This is a genomic window from Kitasatospora sp. NPDC004799 (assembly GCF_040609095.1).
GTDB lineage: Bacteria > Actinomycetota > Actinomycetes > Streptomycetales > Streptomycetaceae > Kitasatospora.
Window position 1 is genome coordinate 1 of record NZ_JBEXJK010000171.1, and the last position, 16,601, is coordinate 16,601.

At 74.3% G+C, this 16,601-nt stretch carries 11 protein-coding genes and 3 pseudogenes; 8 read left to right on the forward strand and 6 right to left on the reverse strand.

The genetic code is table 11. From position 1 onward, the window contains the following. Positions 1-266, reverse strand: a 266-nt coding sequence (locus ABZW03_RS21645; RefSeq protein WP_355260556.1) for an NTP transferase domain-containing protein, incomplete at its 3' end; no start/stop codon positions are given. Between the two features lie 132 nt (positions 267-398). Between ABZW03_RS21645 and ABZW03_RS21650 the strand changes: the two genes are divergently transcribed. Then, on the forward strand, positions 399-1,208 hold the full coding sequence (locus ABZW03_RS21650; RefSeq protein ID WP_355260559.1) for an HNH endonuclease family protein: 810 nt from the start codon (positions 399-401) through the stop codon (positions 1,206-1,208). A gap of 108 nt (positions 1,209-1,316) precedes the next feature. Beyond that, positions 1,317-2,909, forward strand: a complete 1,593-nt coding sequence (locus ABZW03_RS21655) for an alpha/beta hydrolase (RefSeq protein WP_355260562.1) — start codon at positions 1,317-1,319, stop codon at positions 2,907-2,909. Positions 2,910-2,975: 66 nt separating this feature from the next. On the opposite strand, the gene ABZW03_RS21660 is transcribed toward ABZW03_RS21655, so the two are convergent. Together ABZW03_RS21660 and ABZW03_RS21665 are read right to left on the reverse strand one after the other, a co-directional pair. Further along, positions 2,976-5,300, reverse strand: a complete 2,325-nt coding sequence (locus tag ABZW03_RS21660; RefSeq protein ID WP_355260565.1) for a glycosyltransferase family 39 protein — start codon at positions 5,298-5,300, stop codon at positions 2,976-2,978. A gap of 73 nt (positions 5,301-5,373) precedes the next feature. Next, positions 5,374-6,495, reverse strand: coding sequence for an alpha/beta hydrolase-fold protein (locus ABZW03_RS21665; RefSeq protein WP_355260568.1), 1,122 nt, complete (start codon positions 6,493-6,495; stop codon positions 5,374-5,376). Positions 6,496-6,639: 144 nt separating this feature from the next. Here ABZW03_RS21665 and ABZW03_RS21670 point away from each other — a divergent pair, with 144 nt between their 5' ends. The 5 genes and pseudogenes from ABZW03_RS21670 to ABZW03_RS21690 all read left to right on the forward strand — a co-directional run bounded on the left by ABZW03_RS21670 (position 6,640) and on the right by ABZW03_RS21690 (position 11,110). Continuing rightward, complete coding sequence (locus ABZW03_RS21670) at positions 6,640-7,575, forward strand: hypothetical protein (protein WP_355260571.1); 936 nt, start codon at positions 6,640-6,642, stop codon at positions 7,573-7,575. A gap of 80 nt (positions 7,576-7,655) precedes the next feature. Beyond that, positions 7,656-8,627, forward strand: coding sequence for a hypothetical protein (locus ABZW03_RS21675; RefSeq protein WP_355260574.1), 972 nt, complete (start codon positions 7,656-7,658; stop codon positions 8,625-8,627). 207 nt (positions 8,628-8,834) lie between these two features. Beyond that, positions 8,835-9,431 (forward strand): annotated as a pseudogene (locus tag ABZW03_RS21680) (trypsin-like peptidase domain-containing protein); the annotation flags it as partial. A 213-nt stretch (positions 9,432-9,644) separates the two neighbouring features. After that, positions 9,645-10,361, forward strand: a pseudogene (locus ABZW03_RS21685) (putative Ig domain-containing protein); the annotation flags it as partial. Between the two features lie 83 nt (positions 10,362-10,444). Beyond that, on the forward strand, positions 10,445-11,110 hold the full coding sequence (locus ABZW03_RS21690; protein ID WP_355260576.1) for an HAD family hydrolase: 666 nt from the start codon (positions 10,445-10,447) through the stop codon (positions 11,108-11,110). A 44-nt stretch (positions 11,111-11,154) separates the two neighbouring features. Here the strand turns inward: ABZW03_RS21690 and ABZW03_RS21695 are convergent, their stop codons facing one another. The 3 genes and pseudogenes from ABZW03_RS21695 to ABZW03_RS21705 form a co-directional block, all read right to left on the reverse strand. Then, the gene (locus tag ABZW03_RS21695) at positions 11,155-11,988 is read right to left on the reverse strand and encodes a hypothetical protein (RefSeq protein ID WP_355260579.1); all 834 of its coding nucleotides are present in this window, start codon (positions 11,986-11,988) and stop codon (positions 11,155-11,157) included. A 129-nt stretch (positions 11,989-12,117) separates the two neighbouring features. Continuing rightward, positions 12,118-13,962 (reverse strand): CocE/NonD family hydrolase, encoded by a 1,845-nt coding sequence (locus ABZW03_RS21700; RefSeq protein ID WP_355260582.1) that lies wholly within the window; start codon positions 13,960-13,962, stop codon positions 12,118-12,120. A gap of 238 nt (positions 13,963-14,200) precedes the next feature. Further along, positions 14,201-15,154: pseudogene (locus tag ABZW03_RS21705) on the reverse strand (hydrolase); the annotation flags it as partial. A gap of 247 nt (positions 15,155-15,401) precedes the next feature. On the opposite strand from ABZW03_RS21705, the gene ABZW03_RS21710 reads away from it, so the two are divergent. After that, positions 15,402-16,520, forward strand: a complete 1,119-nt coding sequence (locus ABZW03_RS21710) for a HoxN/HupN/NixA family nickel/cobalt transporter (protein ID WP_355260584.1) — start codon at positions 15,402-15,404, stop codon at positions 16,518-16,520. The last annotated feature ends 81 nt before the right edge of the window (positions 16,521-16,601 follow it).

Here is a 16,601-nt window from a genome sequence, read left to right on the forward strand (position 1 = left end):
ATGCCCTGCGCCCAGTCCGGGTTGCCGACCAGCCGGCAGCCCGGCAGGTGCGCGGTGGCCCGCACCCGGTCGCCCGCCGCGCCCAGCACCACCGTGACGTCCGCGCAGCCGCCGGCCCGGACCACCGCCACCGCGTGCTCCACCAGCGGCCGGCCCCCGTACCGGAGCAGCGCCTTGGGCCGCCCGCCGAGCCGCCGCCCGCCGCCGGCGGCGAGGACCAGGGCGGCGACCGGGATCGGTCCGGCGGGTGTCGGCGCAGTCTGCACGGGACCAGCCTGACATGAGCCGGTGTGAGCTTCGACATGCTCCCGGGCGCCCCGTGGCGTCGCCTTGACCTGCCCCTGGGCGGCTGATCTGCTGGTTCGCCGTCAACCCACCCCTGACCCCGGGAGTTCGCCGTGCCCGCCCGCCGCACCACGCTGTCCGCCGCCACCGTGTTCCTGATATGCGCGCTCGCGCTGGTCGGCTGGCTGATCGGCGGCCGCGACCACAAGCCGACCGACCCCAAGCCCGGCGGTACCGCCGCCCCCGGCGCGGGTACCGGAACCGCCCCCGGAGCGGGCGCCGGAACCGCCGCCGGCACCAGCCCGCTGCAGAACCCGGACGGCACCAAGCCCGGCCTCGCGCCGCTGACCACCCCCGAGGAGCGGAAGGCCGGCCGCGACGTCATCGCCAAGGTCGCCACCGCCGCCGTCGGCACCAAGGACGGCTACGACCGCAACGAGTTCGGCCCCGCCTGGACGGACAACGTCGACGGCGTCCCGCTCGGCGGCAACAAGTGCGACACCCGCAACGACCTGCTGAACCGGGACGGCACCGCCGTCGAGCACAAGGACGGCTCGGACTGCACGGTCACCGCGATGACCATCTGGGACCCGTACACCGGCAAGAGCGTCCAGTGGACCAAGCAGCAGGCCTCCAAGATCCAGATCGACCACGTGATGCCGCTCTCCTACGACTGGCAGATGGGCGCCAGCACGTGGGACAAGGCCAAGCGGGTCCGGATCGCCAACGACCCGCTCAACCTGATCCCCGCCGACGGCTCGCAGAACGCCTCCAAGGGCGACTCCGGCCCCGCCGCCTGGCTGCCCGCCAACACCGAGATCCGCTGCTCCTACGCGGTGCGCTTCGCCCAGGTCTCGCTGAAGTACCAGCTGCCCGTCACCGAGGCCGACAAGAAGGCCATGCTCCAGCAGTGCGACGGCTGACGGAACGTCGACCGGGAGTCTGAAGGAACGCCGACCCGGCGGCTGACGGGCCGTCGACCCGACGGTGGGCGGGCGCGGGCCGGGTGATATGCGTGGGCGGTGGCCCCGATGACTCCCCGGTTCCCCCGTCAACCCCGGTTCCCCCGCCCGCCCCGGTCGCGCAGGCGCGCCCTGCCCGCCCTCGCCGCCGTCCTCGCCCTCGCGCTGCCGACCGGCTGCACCGGCGCGGCCCGACCGGCCGACCGGCCGCCGCTGGACGAGCGGGTCGCCGCCACCGCCGCCCCCGCCCTGCGCGCGCTCTACGACCAGCGGATCGACTGGCGGCGCTGCCCCGGCGAGGACGGCACCGACCCAGACGCGGCCGCCGCACGGTGCGCCACCCTGAAGGTCCCGCTGGACTACGCCGACCCGGGCGGCCGCACCGTCGAGGTCGCCCTCGCCATGGTGCCCGCCGCCGACCGGAAGCGCCGCCTCGGCGCCCTGCTGCTCAACCCCGGCGGCCCCGGCAACTCCGGTGTCGAGCTGGTCCGTCGGAGCTGGCGGAGCTACCAGGGGCCCCTGCACGACCGGTACGACCTGGTCGGCTTCGACCCGCGCGGCGCCGGGGACACCACCCCCGTCCACTGCCTGGACGACCGCACCCGCGACCGGTGGGACGCCACCGACGACCCGGCCTACGACCACGGCCGGATCCTCGCCGAGGCCTGCCGCGCCCGGCACGCCGACCTGCTCCCGCACCTCGGCACCCGCGACACCGCCCGCGACCTCGACGTGCTGCGCGGCGCCCTCGGCGAACGCCGGCTGGACTTCCTCGGCTCCTCCTACGGCACCCACCTCGGCGCCCGCTACGCCGAACAGTTCCCCGAACGCACCGGCCGGCTCGTCCTCGACGGCGCCGTCGACCACGGCGCCCCCACCGCGCGGCTGGGCATCGAACAGGCCGCCGCCGCCGAGGCCGGGCTCCGGGCCTTCGCCGCCGCCTGCGCCACCGAGGACGGGCCCGCCTGCCCGCTCGGCGCCGACCCGGCCGCCGCCCCGCAGCGCCTCGCCCGCTTCCTCGACGGCCTGCGCGAGCACCCGCTGCGCGCCGCCGACGGCCGTACCCTCACCGCCGCGCTCGGCTGGGACGCCGCCCGGGACGTGCTCGCCGACGGCCACCGCTCCTGGCCCCGGCTGCGCGAGGCCCTCGACCCGGCCGTCACCCGGGGCGAGGCCGAGGGCCTGCTCGCCCTCGCCGACGGCGCCGACGGCCGCGGCGAGGACGGCCGCTACCGGACCCCGGCCGACGCCTACGCCGCCATCTCCTGCGCGGACGGCCCGCCGCCGCCCACCGAGGCGGAACTGGGCCCGGCCCTCGCCGAACTCGCCGCCCGCGCCCCGCTGACCAGCGGGCACGACCCGGTGGGCACCCTGCTCGACCCGGACTGCCGCGCCTGGCCGTTCCGTTCGCCCGAACCGCCGCGGCCCGTCCGGGCGCCGGGCAGCGCGCCGCTCCTGGTGATCGGCTCCACCGGGGACCCGGTCACCCCGTACGTCTGGGCGCAGCGGCTCGCCGCCGGGCTGGAGCACGGGGTGCTGCTCACCCGGGACGGCGACGGGCACACCGGGTACGACAAGAGCGGCTGCGTCCGGGCGGCGGTGGCCGGCTACCTGGTGGACGGCCGGCTGCCGGCGGCCGGGGCGCGCTGCCCGTCCGACTGAGGACAGCGGGAAAGGGGGTGCACCGCGCGAACGCGGCACACCCCCTGGGGAGTTGCGGTGTCATGCTCAGGAGACGGGGGCCGTCAGGTCGTAGAAGCTGACCGAGCCGATCGTCCTCGCGGTGAAGTGGGCGGCCACCCAGGACTCGATCCGGGCGGACTGGCTCTCCCGCCCGCCCTCGCCGCTGCCCTCGCCGTTCCGGCCGGGGCCGAACGAGCGGTTGGGGCCGCCGCCGATGAACCAGTGCACCTTGCCCTCCTGGACGTAGCGCTGGAATCCCTCCACGGTCAACGAGGGGTCGGTGCCGTTGAAGCCGCCGAGGGCCATCACCGGTTCGCCGGTGGCGAGTTGGTAGCCGGCGGCGGTCTGGGAGCCGATCGCGGCCGCCGCCCAGGTGTAGCGGTCGGCGTCCTCCTCGAGCAGGGCGGCGACCTCGGCGGTCACCTTCGGGCCGTCGAGCAGGCCGCCCATGCCGCCGGGAGGCGGGCCGCCGTCCGCGCCCTCGGGGGCCTGCCCGCCGGGGAGGGCCTGCCGGCCGGGGCCGCCCGGCCGGCCGCCCTGGCCCCCTGGGGCGCCCTGACCACCCGGGCCACCCGGGCCGCCCTGGACGAACCAGTGCCCGTCGCCGCCGCGCGGGAAGCCCTTGCCGCCCTTGTGCCCGGTGCCGCCGCCCGGCCCGAACCCGCCCGCCACGCCCGGCCCGGCGGTCACGATCGAGCCGGTGTGCGGGGTGTTCACGGTGTCCACCGCGTACGCCGCCGGCCCGCCGAGCGCCGCCGCCAGGCCCACCAGGCCCGCCACCGAGGCGAGCCGCGCGCCGGTCCGGCCGGCGGCCCGTCCGAGGAACGGCCCGGCCGCCAGCCCGGCCGCCGCCGGCAGCCCGCCGACCAGCACCGCCCAGCGCAGCCACGGCAGGAAGTCCGGGCTGCGGCCGAGCAGCACGAACGCCCAGACCGCCGTCACCGCGAGCGTCCCGGCCAGGACCAGCGCCCAGGGCAGCCGGTGCCGGGCCCGCCACAGCCCGTCCACGCCCGTGCCGACCAGCGCCGCGACGGCCGGGGCCAGCGCCACCGTGTAGTACTGGTGGAAGATCCCGGACATGAAGCTGAAGACCAGAGCGGTGGAGAGCAGCCAGCCGCCCCAGACCAGGAAGGCCGCGCGGGCGGTGTCGGTGCGGGCGTGGCGGCGGGTCGCCCAGAGGCCGGCCAGCAGCAGGATCAGCGCGGCCGGCAGCAGCCAGGCGATCTGCCCGCCGACGTCGGTGCCGAACATCCGGGTCAGCCCGGTCTCGCCCCAGCCGTGGCCGCCGCGGGGCAGCGCGCCGCCCGGCAGGTCGACCCCGGCGGGCAGGTCGAGCGCGGCCGGCATCCGGCCCCCGCCCACGCTGCCGGTCTCGTCACCGTTGATCCGGCCGAGGCCGTTGTAGCCGAAGGTGAGCGAGAGGAAGCTGTTGTCCTGCGAGCCGCCGACGTACGGGCGGGCCGAGGCGGGCAGCAGCTCGACGACCGCCACCCACCAGCCGCCGGCCAGCACCGTCGCCGCGCCCGCGAGCAGCAGCTGCCGCACCCGCCGCCACCGGCCGGTGGGCGCGACGGCCAGGTAGACCACCGCGAAGGCGGGCAGCACCAGGAAGGCCTGCAGGGTCTTGGTGAGGAAGGCCAGGCCGAACACCACCCCGGTGAACACCAGCCACCGGGTGCCCGCCGCCTCGACCGCCCGCACCAGCCCGTACGCGGCCAGCGTCAGCAGCAGCACCAGCAGCGCGTCCGGGTTGTTGAAGCGGAACATCAGCGCCGCGACCGGGGTGAGCGCCAGCGCGGCGCCCGCCAGCAGGCCGCCGAGCGGGGAGAAGCGCCGGCGCACCGTCGCGTACAGCACGCCGACGGTGGCCGTGCCCATCAGCGCCTCGGGGGCCAGCACCGACCAGGAGGAGAGGCCGAAGATCCGCGCCGAGAGCGCCATCGGCCACAGCGCGGCCGGGGGCTTGTCGACGGTGATGAAGTTCGCGGCGTCCGAGGAGCCGAAGAAGAATGCCTTCCAGCTCTGCGAGCCGGCCTGGACGGCGGCCGAGTAGAAGGAGTTGGCCCAGCCGGAGGCGCTCAGGCCCCACAGGTAGAGGACGGCGGTCGCGGCCAGCAGCGCCAGCAGAGCCGGGCGCACCCAGCGCGGGTCGTCCGCGCGCCCGCGCCAGGTACGGGCCGGGAGGGTGCGCAGCCGCCCGGACCAGGAGGCCGGACCCTTGGGACCGGCGGGCGGCAGGGACTGCTCGGGGAAGAGCGGCGCCGGGTCCGGCCGGACCGGGTCGTCCGGTCGCGGCACCTCCGGCGGCGGGTGGTTCGCGGCCTCGGGCCACGGTTCGCCGGCCGGAGGGGAGTAACTGCTCGTGGTCATGCGCCATACGGTCGGTGGCGCGACTGAGAGAACCGTGAGACGGACCTGTGAGGCGGGTGTGATCTGCCGGATGTCACGCGGACGGCGGCATGGTGAGCTGCCGGCCCAGCCATTCCAGGGCCGGGGGGATCTCCCGGGTCCAGGTGTGGAAGTTGTGGCCGGCGGTGTCCAGGGTGATGGTGGACATCTTGGTCGGGGCCTTGAAGGCGGCGACCATGGCCTTGGTCTCGTCGTAGTTGTTCTCGTCGTACGCGGTGGTCAGCAGCAGCGAGACCGGGGCCGCCGGCTGGGTCCTCAGCCGCCACAGCAGGTCGTTCTCCTGCTTCAGCTGGGCGTTGCCGCCGAACAGGTCGCCGGTGGTCACGTCCTGGGCCGCGCGGTAGTAGCCGGAGAGCGCGACCGCGGCGCGGTAGGAGTCGGGCTTGCGCAGCGCGAACTTGAGCGCGCAGTAGCCGCCGGTGGAGTTGCCGATCACCGCCCGGTTGGCCGCGTCGGTGCCGATCCGGTAGGTGGTGGCGAGGGCCTTGGGCAGGTCGGCGGTGAAGAAGGTCTCCACCTGCGGGCCGTTCGGCACGTCCACGCACTCGGTGTCCCGGTCGTTGACCAGGGTGGGGCGGGTCATCACCAGGACGGTCGGCGGCAGCTTCTTCTGCTCGATCGCGTTCAGCGTGGACGCCGGGTACTGCATCAGCGAGATCAGCTTCTCCGGGGTGCCCGGGTAGCCGGTGAGCACCAGCGCCATCGGGAAGCGCTGTTTCGCGTAGCCCGGCTGGAAGTACTGCGGCGGCAGGTAGACGTACGCCTCGGTGCTGAGACCGCTGCCGGCCCCTTTGACGTCGACCTTCTGGATCAGGCCGGAGCGCTCCGGGTCCGAGCCCTGGGCGGAGTAGAACTTCTGCTCACCGGTGACGGACACCCCGGAGGCGTTGGGCTGGTGGTCGACCACCGTGCCGAGCCCGCCGCTGGTGCCGAGCAGGTCCGTCCAGGAGCTGTAGAAGCCGAAGTAGCTGTTGGCGATCAGCCCCATCGCGGCCAGCACCGACACCTGGGTGGCCAGGAACGCCCCGATCCGGCCCAGCCAGGACTTCCAGCTCCTCCCGCTGAACCGCGGCCAGAGCCACATGGTGGCGGCGAAGACGACGATCGCGAGGACCGAGGCGATGATCTGGAGCGGAAGTCCGGTGAGGCTGAGCACGGGCCCGATCGTAGTTGACCTCCTGGGAGCTTCCTGGACGGGGCCGGGGGATTGGTGATCATCGGATGATCGCTTGACCGGGCCGTCGCGTGATCGGCACGATGTGCCGTCGCGTGCGAACCGTCGTCGTCTCGGGGTGGGGTCATGAGGTCCATGGGGAGGGTCGGGCTGGCGCTCGGCGGGGTACTGGTGCTGGCGGCCTGCTCGGGCGGCGGGGGCGGTGCGGCGTCGCCGGGCGCCTCGGTGACGGCCGTGCCGAGCGCCACGCCGTTCGGGACGACGCTCAGCCAGGCCCTGGAACCGGTCAACGCCGGGCTGGGGAAGGTCGCCGCGGCGACGACCATGAAGGAGGTCGAGACCGCGCTCGCCACCGTGGAGTCCAACGCCGACCGTGCGGTCCGGAGCCTGAAGGCCGCCGGTGTACCGGACGGGGCCGACGCGGCGCGCACCGAACTGGTGACGGGCCTGAACACGCTCTCCTCCGAGGTGCTGACGATCCGCGCCGACCTCAACAGCAAGAAGTACTGCACGGTCGGCGTCGTCCAGGCCCAGGTCGGTGGCGGCCAGGGGCTGGTGGCCGTCCCCGCCGCGCTCGCCAAGCTGGCGGCGGCCGGGCAGCAGGCCGCCTTCACCGTCCCGCAGCTGCCCAAGCCGCAGCCGCAGCCGCGGGGCCTGGAGAACGGCACCCTGGTCCGCGACGGGGGGAACCACGGGGAAGGGGAGCTGGTCTTCGACAACAACGGTGCGGTGGATGCCGTCGTCTCGGTCGTCCAGGACGGCGCGTCCGTGGCCTCGATCTACGTGGTCAAGGGGCAGCGGGCCGGCATCGAGGGCATCAAGGCAGGCTCGTTCGCCTTCCACTACACCACCGGGGTGGACTGGGACCCCGAGGGGAAGCGGTTCACCCAGGACTGCCGGTTCGTGAAGGTGGGGGACGGCTACGCGTTCAAGCCGTCCGGGACGACGTGGACCCTCAAAGCCCGTGCGGAGGACGGTAAGCCGGGCACTACCGGTACCTGGCTGACGGCGGACACCGCCCCCAGCCGTAGCCCTTCGGATGACCGCAGGGAATCGGGTTGACGCTGTCGCGCGGGCTCGGGACCATGTGGGCCCGTGCGACTGCGCGGTGTGCGCGCAGGGCGGGTTCCCGGGGGTGGGGCATGAGGTTCGTGGGGTCCGAGCGGTTCGTGGGGAAGGCCGGTGCGGCCGTGGGCGCGGCGCTGGTGCTGGCGGCCTGTTCCAGTGGCGGCGGCGGTGGTTCGGCGGGCGGCTCGTCCGCGTCGGGGCCGGTGGGGTCGGCGGGTGCGTCGGTCTCCGCCAAGCCCACCGCGACGCCGACGCCGACCCGGGCGCCGTACGGCCCGGTGCTCAGCGGGAGCGTCGACCCGGTCACCACCGCGCTCGCCCAGGTGGCCGGCGCCAAGAGCGTGACCGACCTCGACGCGGTGCTCGGCGGCATCGTCACCAGCGCGCAGGGCGCCGCCAAGGTGCTGGGCCGGGCGGACGAGCCGCCCGCGGTCACGGCGGCGCAGACCGAGCTGGTGGCGGCGATGACCGCGCTCGCCACCGACGTGGGCAAGGTCCGCAGCGGCATCACCTCCCACCGGCTCTGCGCGCTGAGCTCGGCCGAGGCCGAACTGGGCACCTCCCAGGGCCTGGTGGCGGTGTCCTCGGCCCTCGCCAAGATGACCGCGGCCGGCTACCCGACCACCTTCGCCGTCCCGCCGCTGCCGCAGCAGCAGTCCCGCTCGCTGGACAACGGCACCATGGTCCGCAAGGGGAAGCTGCGCGGCGAGGGCGTGTTCAAGGTCGAGAACGGCGGCAGGACGGACGCGGTGGTCTCGCTCGCGCTGAACGGCAAGGCCGTGCACTCGGTGTTCGTGGGCAAGGGGCAGAACGCCGACGTCGACGGCGTGGAGGACGGGACGTACGAGGTCTACGTCTCCGGGGGCGCGGACTGGGACTCCGAGGCCAAGGCCTTCACCCAGAACTGCTCCTTCACCAAGTTCGAGGACCCCTTCCCGTTCGAGACCGGCCGGACCGCGACCTCCTGGGAGATCACCCTCCAGCCGGTGGCCGACGGCAACGCCAAGACCGACGACGTGGACCCGAACGCCTTCCCGCAGCCGTAGCGCTCTCCGCAGTCGTCCGTAACGGGCATACCGGGACGGGTCGTTGCCGTCGGGTGGCACGGCCCGTGCCGGGCAGTGGCGAGTTCGGTCACAATGGTTGACCTCCTTGAAGTGGCCATGGCACTTTCGTGCGGCGCGGGCCTCGGCGACCAGTCGTACACCCCGCGATCCCCCACAAGGAGAGCCATGTTCAAGAGACTTGTCGCGATGGCCGGTACGAGCGCCGTCGTCGCGGGCGGGCTGGCCTTCGCGGCCGCCCCCGCGCAGGCCGCCCAGGCGGCCGACCTGACGTCCACCATCGCCCTGAGCAACTGCTCGGCCTCGCTGGTCCGTTACCCCACCTCGGTGGCCGGCGACCGGGCGCTGATGCTCACCAACGGGCACTGCCTGCCGACCATGCCCTCGGCCGGGCAGGTCATCCAGAACACCACCGCCAGCCGCAGCGGCACCCTGCTCGACGGCGCGGGCAACAGCCTGGGCACCGTCCAGGCCGACAAGCTGCTCTACGCGACCATGACCGGCACCGATGTCGCGCTCTACCAACTCACCGACACCTACGGGTCGATCAGCTCCAAGTACGGTGCCACCGCGCTGACCGTCAGCGACACGCACCCGACCGACGGCGCGTCGATGTACATACCCTCGTCGTACTGGAAGCAGGTCTGGAACTGCTCGGTCAACGGCTTCGTGCCGACCCTGCGCGAGGACGCGTGGACCTGGCACGACTCGATCCGCTACAGCTCCGGCTGCAACACCACGCACGGCACCTCCGGTTCGCCGATCGTCGACTCCGCCAGCGGGCGGATCATCGGCATCAACAACACCGGCAACGACGACGGCGGGATGTGCACCCTCAACAACCCGTGCGAGGTGGCCGCCGACGGCACCACCAAGGCCTACAAGGGCCAGAGCTACGGCGAGCAGACGTACTGGTTCACCACCTGCCTGAACTCCAGCCGGGCGATCGACCTCAACGTCTCCGGCTGCCTGCTCACCAAGCCGGCCGGCAGCGGCGTCGTCACCGTGACCAACCCGGGCAGCCAGTCCACCGCCGTCGGCGGCGCGGTGAACCTCCAGATCGGCGCCTCCGGCGGCACCGCTCCGCTGTCCTACTCGGCCACCGGCCTGCCGACCGGTCTGTCGATCAACTCCTCCACCGGCGTGATCAGCGGGACCGCGTCCACCGCGGGCACCTACAACGTGACGGTCACGGCGAAGGACTCGGCCGGCAAGACCGGTACCACCAGCTTCAGTTGGACGGTGTCCACGGGTGGCGGCGGCTGCACCCCGGCCCAGCTGCTGGGCAACGAGGGCTTCGAGTCGGGCACGGCCACGCCGTGGACGTCGTCCTCCGGCGTGGTGGACAACAGCGCCTCGCAGGCGGCGCACGGCGGTTCGTGGAAGGCGTGGCTGAACGGCTACGGCAGCACCCACTCGGACTCGCTGTCGCAGACGGTGAGCATCCCGGCGGGCTGCAAGGCGACGCTGAGCTTCTGGCTGCACGTCGACACCGCGGAGTCGGGCAGCACGGCGTACGACAAGCTGACCGTGTCGGTCAACGGCACCGCGCTGAAGACCTACTCCAACGTGGACGCCGCGGCCGGCTACCAGCAGCGGACCTTCGACCTGTCGGCCTACGCGGGCCAGTCCGTCACGGTGAAGTTCTCCGGGAGCGAGGACGCCTCGCTGCAGACCAGCTTCGTGATCGACGACACCGCCGTCCAGACCGGCTGACCGGGTAGCGCCCGGGCTCCTCGGGCCGGTGGCCGGTTCGCCGGTCACCGGCCCGTGCGCGTGGGGCCGCCTATGCTGGCCGGATGATCAAGCCGATCGAACTGGTGATATTCGACTGCGACGGGGTCCTGGTGGACAGCGAGGTGATCGCCGTCCGGGTGCTGGTGCGCCTGGGGGAGGAGTACGGCTGGCCGCTGACCGAGGGGGAGGCGATCGAGCGGTTCGTCGGGCGGTCGGAGGCGGCCAACCGGGCGACCGTCGCCGAGCGGCTGGGGACGGAGACGGCGGCGGTGTGGAGCAAGCGCTTCGTCGAGCTGCACGCCGAGGCGGTCGACTCCGGGCTGACGCCGGTGGATGGCCTGCCGCAGGCGCTGGCCGCGATCACCCTGCCCACCTGCGTGGCCTCCAGCGGCACCCACGAGAAGATGCGCCACACCCTGGGCCGGACCGGCCTCCACGACCACTTCGCCGGACGGATCTTCAGCGCCACCGAGGTCGAGCGCGGCAAGCCCGCCCCCGACCTCTTCCTGCACGCCGCGCGCTCGATGGGCGTCGACCCGGCCGCCTGCGTGGTGGTCGAGGACAGCCGGCCCGGCGTCGAGGCCGCCCGGGCCGCCGGGATGCGCGCGCTCGGCTACGCGGGCGGCGTCACGGCGGCGGAGCGGCTGGCCGGTCCGGGCACCGTGGTCTTCGACGACATGCGGGAGCTGCCCGGGCTGATCGCCGCGGGCGCGGTGCAGCGGGGGTAGCGGCCGCCCTTCGCCCGGCGCGTGATCGCCGAGGTGCCGGCCGGTCACGCCTCCCCGTCCGGCAGCCGCCACTCGAAGGGGAACAGCTCGAGCTCCCAGCCGGGGAAGGCGGCGAGCTCGGCGGCCGCCGCCGGGGTGCGCAGGAGGCTGCGGTGGCGCAGGAGTTCGCGCCGCTCGGCGGCGGTGAGCAGGCGCTCCTCGGGGGAGAGGTCCCGGTAGGGGCCGAGGTCGGGGCGGCCGTCGACCGCTCCGGCCTCGGCGACGTTCAGCCGGTCGCCCCCGGCGGTGCGGTAGTCGAGCCGGAAGTCGGTGCGCCACTGCGAGTTGCCGCCCCAGCCCTGGGAGAGGTCGCGGGTGGGGCGGTGCGTGCGGCGGAACGTCCAGTACAGCGGGAAGCGGTCGGCCACCCCGCGTTCGGCGTGCGCCGCGCCGGCCCGGACCCGTACGCCGGCCCGGGTGAACAGCAGCTCGCCGAGCAGCAGGCCGGGCCACCGGACGTCGAGGACCTCGATCGGTGCCCGCGGATCCTCGGCCTGCTCGACCTCGACGATCTCGTGCAGGAAGGGGTCGAAGCGGGTGGGGTGCTCGACGGGGGTCATCCCGAGTGCGGTGAACAGGCGGAGGTAGTCGGGCAGTTGGGGGCCGAGCAGCAGTACGTCGGCGACCCGGCCGAGCGCGTGGAGCTCCTCCAGCAGGTCCGGCCCGCCCACGGCCTCGTCCGTCCACCAGGAGCTGCCGTGGACGGCGGCGGTCCGCAGGCGGTCGCGGTACCGGGGTGCCTCCGGGGCGGCCAGCCAGCGGTCGATGCCGTCCCGGTACGGGCCGTCCTGGTCGAGGAGCCACTCGTAGAGCGTGCGCGCGTTCACGGCGGTGATCATCGACGCGTCCCGCCGCCCGGTCAACCGCCACTCCGCCCGCCGCCCCCCCGCCGCTTCCCGCCCCGCCGCTCCCCGCCCGTCACCGGCGGTCGGGACGGAGAGGAGGTGGGGCTCAGGGTCGGAGGCCGGCTACCGGGGCACCCGGTGCTGCCACTCCCGGGTGAACACCTCGGAGCCCGCCTCCAGTGCCCGCACCTGTACGACGCTGATGAAGTGCCCGGCGTCGCAGCGCAGTTGGGTGCGGGTCTGGACGGTGACGTCCCAGCCGATGTCGGGCCGCTCCAGTCGGACGGTGCGGTCGGTGCGGGCCTGGGCGCTGAGCGGGGCGCCGGTGAGCACCCGGTAGGCGGTGACGGTGTGCTCGTCGCGGACCAGGCCGTCGGGGTGGGTGCGGGTGCCGTCGGTGGCGGGGGAGAACTCGGTGCGCCACTCGTGGCGGCCGATGTCGTGCACGGTGAGGTGCTCGGGCCGGGCGGTGAGCGGCTCGGTGAGGTGGACGTCGAGCGGCTCGGGCAGGGTCGGCGTCTCGAAGTCGACGGGCGGGGCGCCGATGTCGGCGGCGAGGTGGCGCACCGGCAGGCTCAGCACGGAGCGGGACGGGTCGACGCCGTACCCGGTGTCCTGCGCCGGGGGCCACACCCAGGGCCAGTAGACCGAGGAGAGGGCGAGCCGCAGCCGGTGTCCGGCCGGGACCGTCCGGGCGCAGGCCGCGAGCTCGACCTCGGCGTCCGGCCCCTCGGCGGCCAGGACGCCCCGGGTGACCAGCTCGGAGGTGCCGTCCGGATCGACCGCGCACAGCCGCACCGCGACCTGGACGGGCGCCCCGTCCTCGCGCAGCCTCAGCCGTACGGTCGGGATGCCGAGCAGCTCGACCGGCTCGGGCAGCGGCTGGGAGTCGAAGCAGACCGAGCGGCCGTCCTCCTCGCGCTGGTCCGGCGGCTCGTCGGCGGGGCGGCCGTGCGGGACGTGGGCACCGGCGTCGAGGCCGGTGTGCTGCGGGGAGCGGACCCGGACGTACCGCTCGTCGGCGGCGGTGCCGGCGGTGCGCAGCGGCCCGTCCAGGCCGTAGTGGATCTCCCGGACGTCGGGGGAGGGCCAGGCCTCGTCACCGGTCCAGCGGGTGCCGAGCCAGCTGCGCAGGGCGGGCTCCTTGAGGGCGCCGGTGTCGGCGCCGCGCAGCCAGTGCTCCCACCAGCGCAGGCTGTCGGGCAGGGCGGCCTCCGGCAGGCCGTGCGGCCAGGGGCCGATCAGGGCGCGCGCGGTGGGGGACTCGGCGAGCAGCCGCAGCACGAAGGAGCAGGACGGGTCCCCCCAGCCGGCCACCGCGAGGGTGGGCACGGACACCGGGACGGTGCTCTCGCCGGCCGCGAGCCACTCCTCGACGGGCGGCCGCAGCGACTCCAGCCGGGCCAGCCAGGCGGCCCGCCAGGCGTCGCCGACGTGCTGCGGGTCCGGCGGCAGGGCGGCGTCGGCGACCAGGGCGGTGAGCCGGGTGTGCAGGCCGGCGGCGAGCACGGCCCCGCCGAGCCGGTGGCCGCCCTCGGGGCAGGCGGCGACCACGGCGCCGACGGTGTCCGGGGCCCGGGCGGCGAGCCGCAGGGCGGTGGTGCCGGCCGCGCCGACGCCGAGCAGGCCGAGCCGCCCGTTGCACCAGGGGCGGCGGGAGAGCCAGTCGACCACGGCGGCGCCGTCGGCCAGCTCCTGCTCCCCGCCGGGCTCGCCGGGCAGGCCCTCGGAGTTGCCGTGGCCGCGGGTGTCGACCCGGACGGAGGCGTAGCCGTGCCGGGCGAACCAGGGGTGCCGGCGGGCGTCCTCGGCGGCGGTCCGGTCGCTGAGGCGCCCGCCGGAGTACTCCAGCAGCGCCGGGCCGGGCTCGTCGCCGACCGGCCGCCACAGCCGGGCGGCCAGCCGCGTGCCGTCGGGCAGCGGGATGCGCAGGTCCTCGCGGGTGGTGCGGAAGGGGTAGGACGGCATTGGCCGCTCCCATCGGTCCCGGGCGTCGGTAATCCGACAGTAGGGGAGGGAGCGGGCCTTTTCCTGGCGAGGGACGGTGGGTCCGGCGGGCGCGCCCCACCCCGCGGGGAGGGGCGCGCGGCCGGTCAGGCCATGGTCAGCCAGGCGGTGGCGGTGGGGTCTTTGCGGGGGGTCGGGCGGGGGGGCGGGGGGGGCCCCCCCGGGGGGGGGGGGGGGGCCCCGCGGCCGGTCAGGCCTTGCTCAGCCAGGCGGTGGCGTTGAGGGCGAGGGCGGCGTTGGTGCCCGCCGGGTCGTTCCAGCCGTTGAAGAGGGTGTTGCCGGACTGGCCGGTGCCGTCGTCGGCCGGGGAGCTGTCGCCCCAGACCGCGACCCGGCCGGAGCCGAAGGTGCTGGTGACGAAGAACGCGCCGGTGTTCCCGCTGTAGCCGGTCCGGTAGACCAGGCCCTTGACCGTCGGGTTGTCGGCCGGCTTGAGGGTGAAGGTGGTGCCGCTGCGCAGGATCGAGCCGGTGACGGTGCCGAAGGAGCCGTGCAGCACCGGGTCGGTCGGGGCGTCGACGGCGCGCGGGTTGTCGGTGCTGATGTTGAGCAGGTCGACCGAGAAGCCGAAGGGGTCGTTGTTGTTCACCCCGTTGTTGGTCAGCAGGTCGTTGATGATCTTCGGGGAGTCCCAGCCGTCGTTGTTGCGGTCGCTGTTGAGGTGGTCGGAGATCAGGAAGAGCCCGCCGCCGTTCTTCACGAAGTTCATCAGCGCGGTCTTCTCGCTCGCGCTGAACCGGGTGTTGGGCTCCGGGATCACGAAGGTGTCGAAGTTGGCCAGGTCGAGCGCGGCGCCGGTGCCGTAGCTGATGGTGGAGCCGGCCGGGAGGGTCTTCAGGCTGTACTGGCCGGTCCGCTGGAGGGCGACGCCCCAGGCGGACAGGGCGCCGGTCCAGCTCTTCTCGGTGGTGGGGGCGGCGTTCTGGGCCAGCGGGTCGGGCTGGCTGGTGCTGATGATCCAGTCGGCGTTGCCCGCGGTCTCGGCCTTGCTGTTGTCGAACAGCACCCGGTGCGGCGTGGCGCCGGCCGCGGCGGCCCCGGCGGGAGCGGCGTGAGCGGTGGGGGTGGCGGCGGCGGTGGCCGGGGCGGTGAGGCCGGCCGCGAGCAGCGCCGCACCGGCCAGGGCCGCGGCGGTTCGGATACGGATCGTCATGGGCCGTTCCTCCGTGGGGAGTTGAGGGGTCGGCGCTCGGGTTTTCGCGCGTAGAACGGGAGTATCCGCGCGTAGAGCGCCTGGTGAAAGCCCTGGGAGGTTACGAAGCCTTGTACGGGTCGTGACGATCTCGGGGAGGGGGCGGCGGCGGGGGGAGACGAATCCGTAATTGCGCATGACTTGCACCTGCGCGCGTCCAGGCGGAAAGATGGCCCAGCTCCGACCGCCCGACCGAAAGGACACGACGATGACCGCCCCCCGCTGGCGCGACCGGCTCACCCGTGAGGAGTGGATCCGCCTGGCCGGAATGGGCGGCTTCGTCCTCGCGCTGCACGTCATCGGCTGGTTCACCCTGCTCGCGCTGGTCGAGCCCGAGCACTACGACGTCGGCGGCCAGGTGTTCGGCGCGGGCATGGGCCTGACCGCCTACACCCTCGGCATGCGGCACGCCTTCGACGCGGACCACATCGCCGCCATCGACAACACCACCCGCAAGCTGATGGGCCAGGGCAAGCGGCCGCTGTCGGTCGGCTTCTGGTTCTCGCTCGGCCACTCGTCGATCGTCTTCGGCCTCTGCGCCCTGCTGGCCCTCGGCGTCCGCTCGCTGGCCGGCCAGGTGGAGTCCGACGACTCGGCACTGCACGAGCTGACCGGCCTGATCGGCGTGACCGTCTCCGGCACCTTCCTGCTGCTGCTCGGCCTGATCAACCTGGGCGCCTTCAACGGCATCCTCAAGGTCTTCCGCCGGATGCGCCAGGGCGACTACGACGAGGCGGAGCTGGAGCGCCAGCTGGAGCGGCGCGGGCTGATGAACCGCATCCTCGGCCGGGTCACCCGGGCCGTCACCAAGCCCTGGCACATGTACCCGGTGGGCCTGCTGTTCGGGCTGGGCTTCGACACCGCCACCGAGGTGTCCCTGCTGGTGCTGGCGGGCGGCGCGGCGGCCTTCTCGCTGCCGTGGTACGCGCTGCTCACCCTGCCGATCCTGTTCGCGGCCGGGATGAGCCTGCTGGACACCATCGACGGTTCGTTCATGAACTTCGCGTACGAGTGGGCCTTCTCCAAGCCGGTCCGCAAGATCTACTACAACCTGACCGTCACCGGGCTGTCGGTGCTGGTGGCGCTGGTGATCGGCTCGATCGAGCTGATCGGCCTGCTCGGCGAGAAGCTGGAGGTCGAGAGCGGCCCGGTGGCCTGGATCGGCGGGCTGGACCTCAACTTCGTCGGCTACGCGATCGTCGGGCTGTTCGTGCTCACCTGGGCCGCGGCGATCGCCTACTGGAAGTTCGGCAACGTCGAGGAGAAGTGGTCGGCCGGGCTGGCCACCGCCTCCGCCACCGCCTCGGCCTCGGGCGAGTCCGAGTAGCGCGCACGGGACCGTACGGCCGCACGGGGCCGCACGGGGCCGAGGGGCCGGGGACACGGGTAGGTCAACCCCCCCCCCGGC

Excerpts from the sequence above, each read along its gene's own strand:
- ABZW03_RS21700 (WP_355260582.1), bottom strand. The coding sequence starts at position 13,962 with ATGCCGTCCTACCCCTTCCGCACCACCCGCGAGGACCTGCGCATCCCG.
- ABZW03_RS21670 (WP_355260571.1), top strand. The coding sequence starts at position 6,640 with ATGAGGTCCATGGGGAGGGTCGGGCTGGCGCTCGGCGGGGTACTGGTG.
- ABZW03_RS21690 (WP_355260576.1), top strand. The coding sequence starts at position 10,445 with ATGATCAAGCCGATCGAACTGGTGATATTCGACTGCGACGGGGTCCTG.
- ABZW03_RS21675 (WP_355260574.1), top strand. The coding sequence starts at position 7,656 with ATGAGGTTCGTGGGGTCCGAGCGGTTCGTGGGGAAGGCCGGTGCGGCC.
- ABZW03_RS21655 (WP_355260562.1), top strand. The coding sequence starts at position 1,317 with ATGACTCCCCGGTTCCCCCGTCAACCCCGGTTCCCCCGCCCGCCCCGG.
- ABZW03_RS21695 (WP_355260579.1), bottom strand. The coding sequence starts at position 11,988 with ATGATCACCGCCGTGAACGCGCGCACGCTCTACGAGTGGCTCCTCGAC.
- ABZW03_RS21710 (WP_355260584.1), top strand. The coding sequence starts at position 15,402 with ATGACCGCCCCCCGCTGGCGCGACCGGCTCACCCGTGAGGAGTGGATC.
- ABZW03_RS21660 (WP_355260565.1), bottom strand. The coding sequence starts at position 5,300 with ATGACCACGAGCAGTTACTCCCCTCCGGCCGGCGAACCGTGGCCCGAG.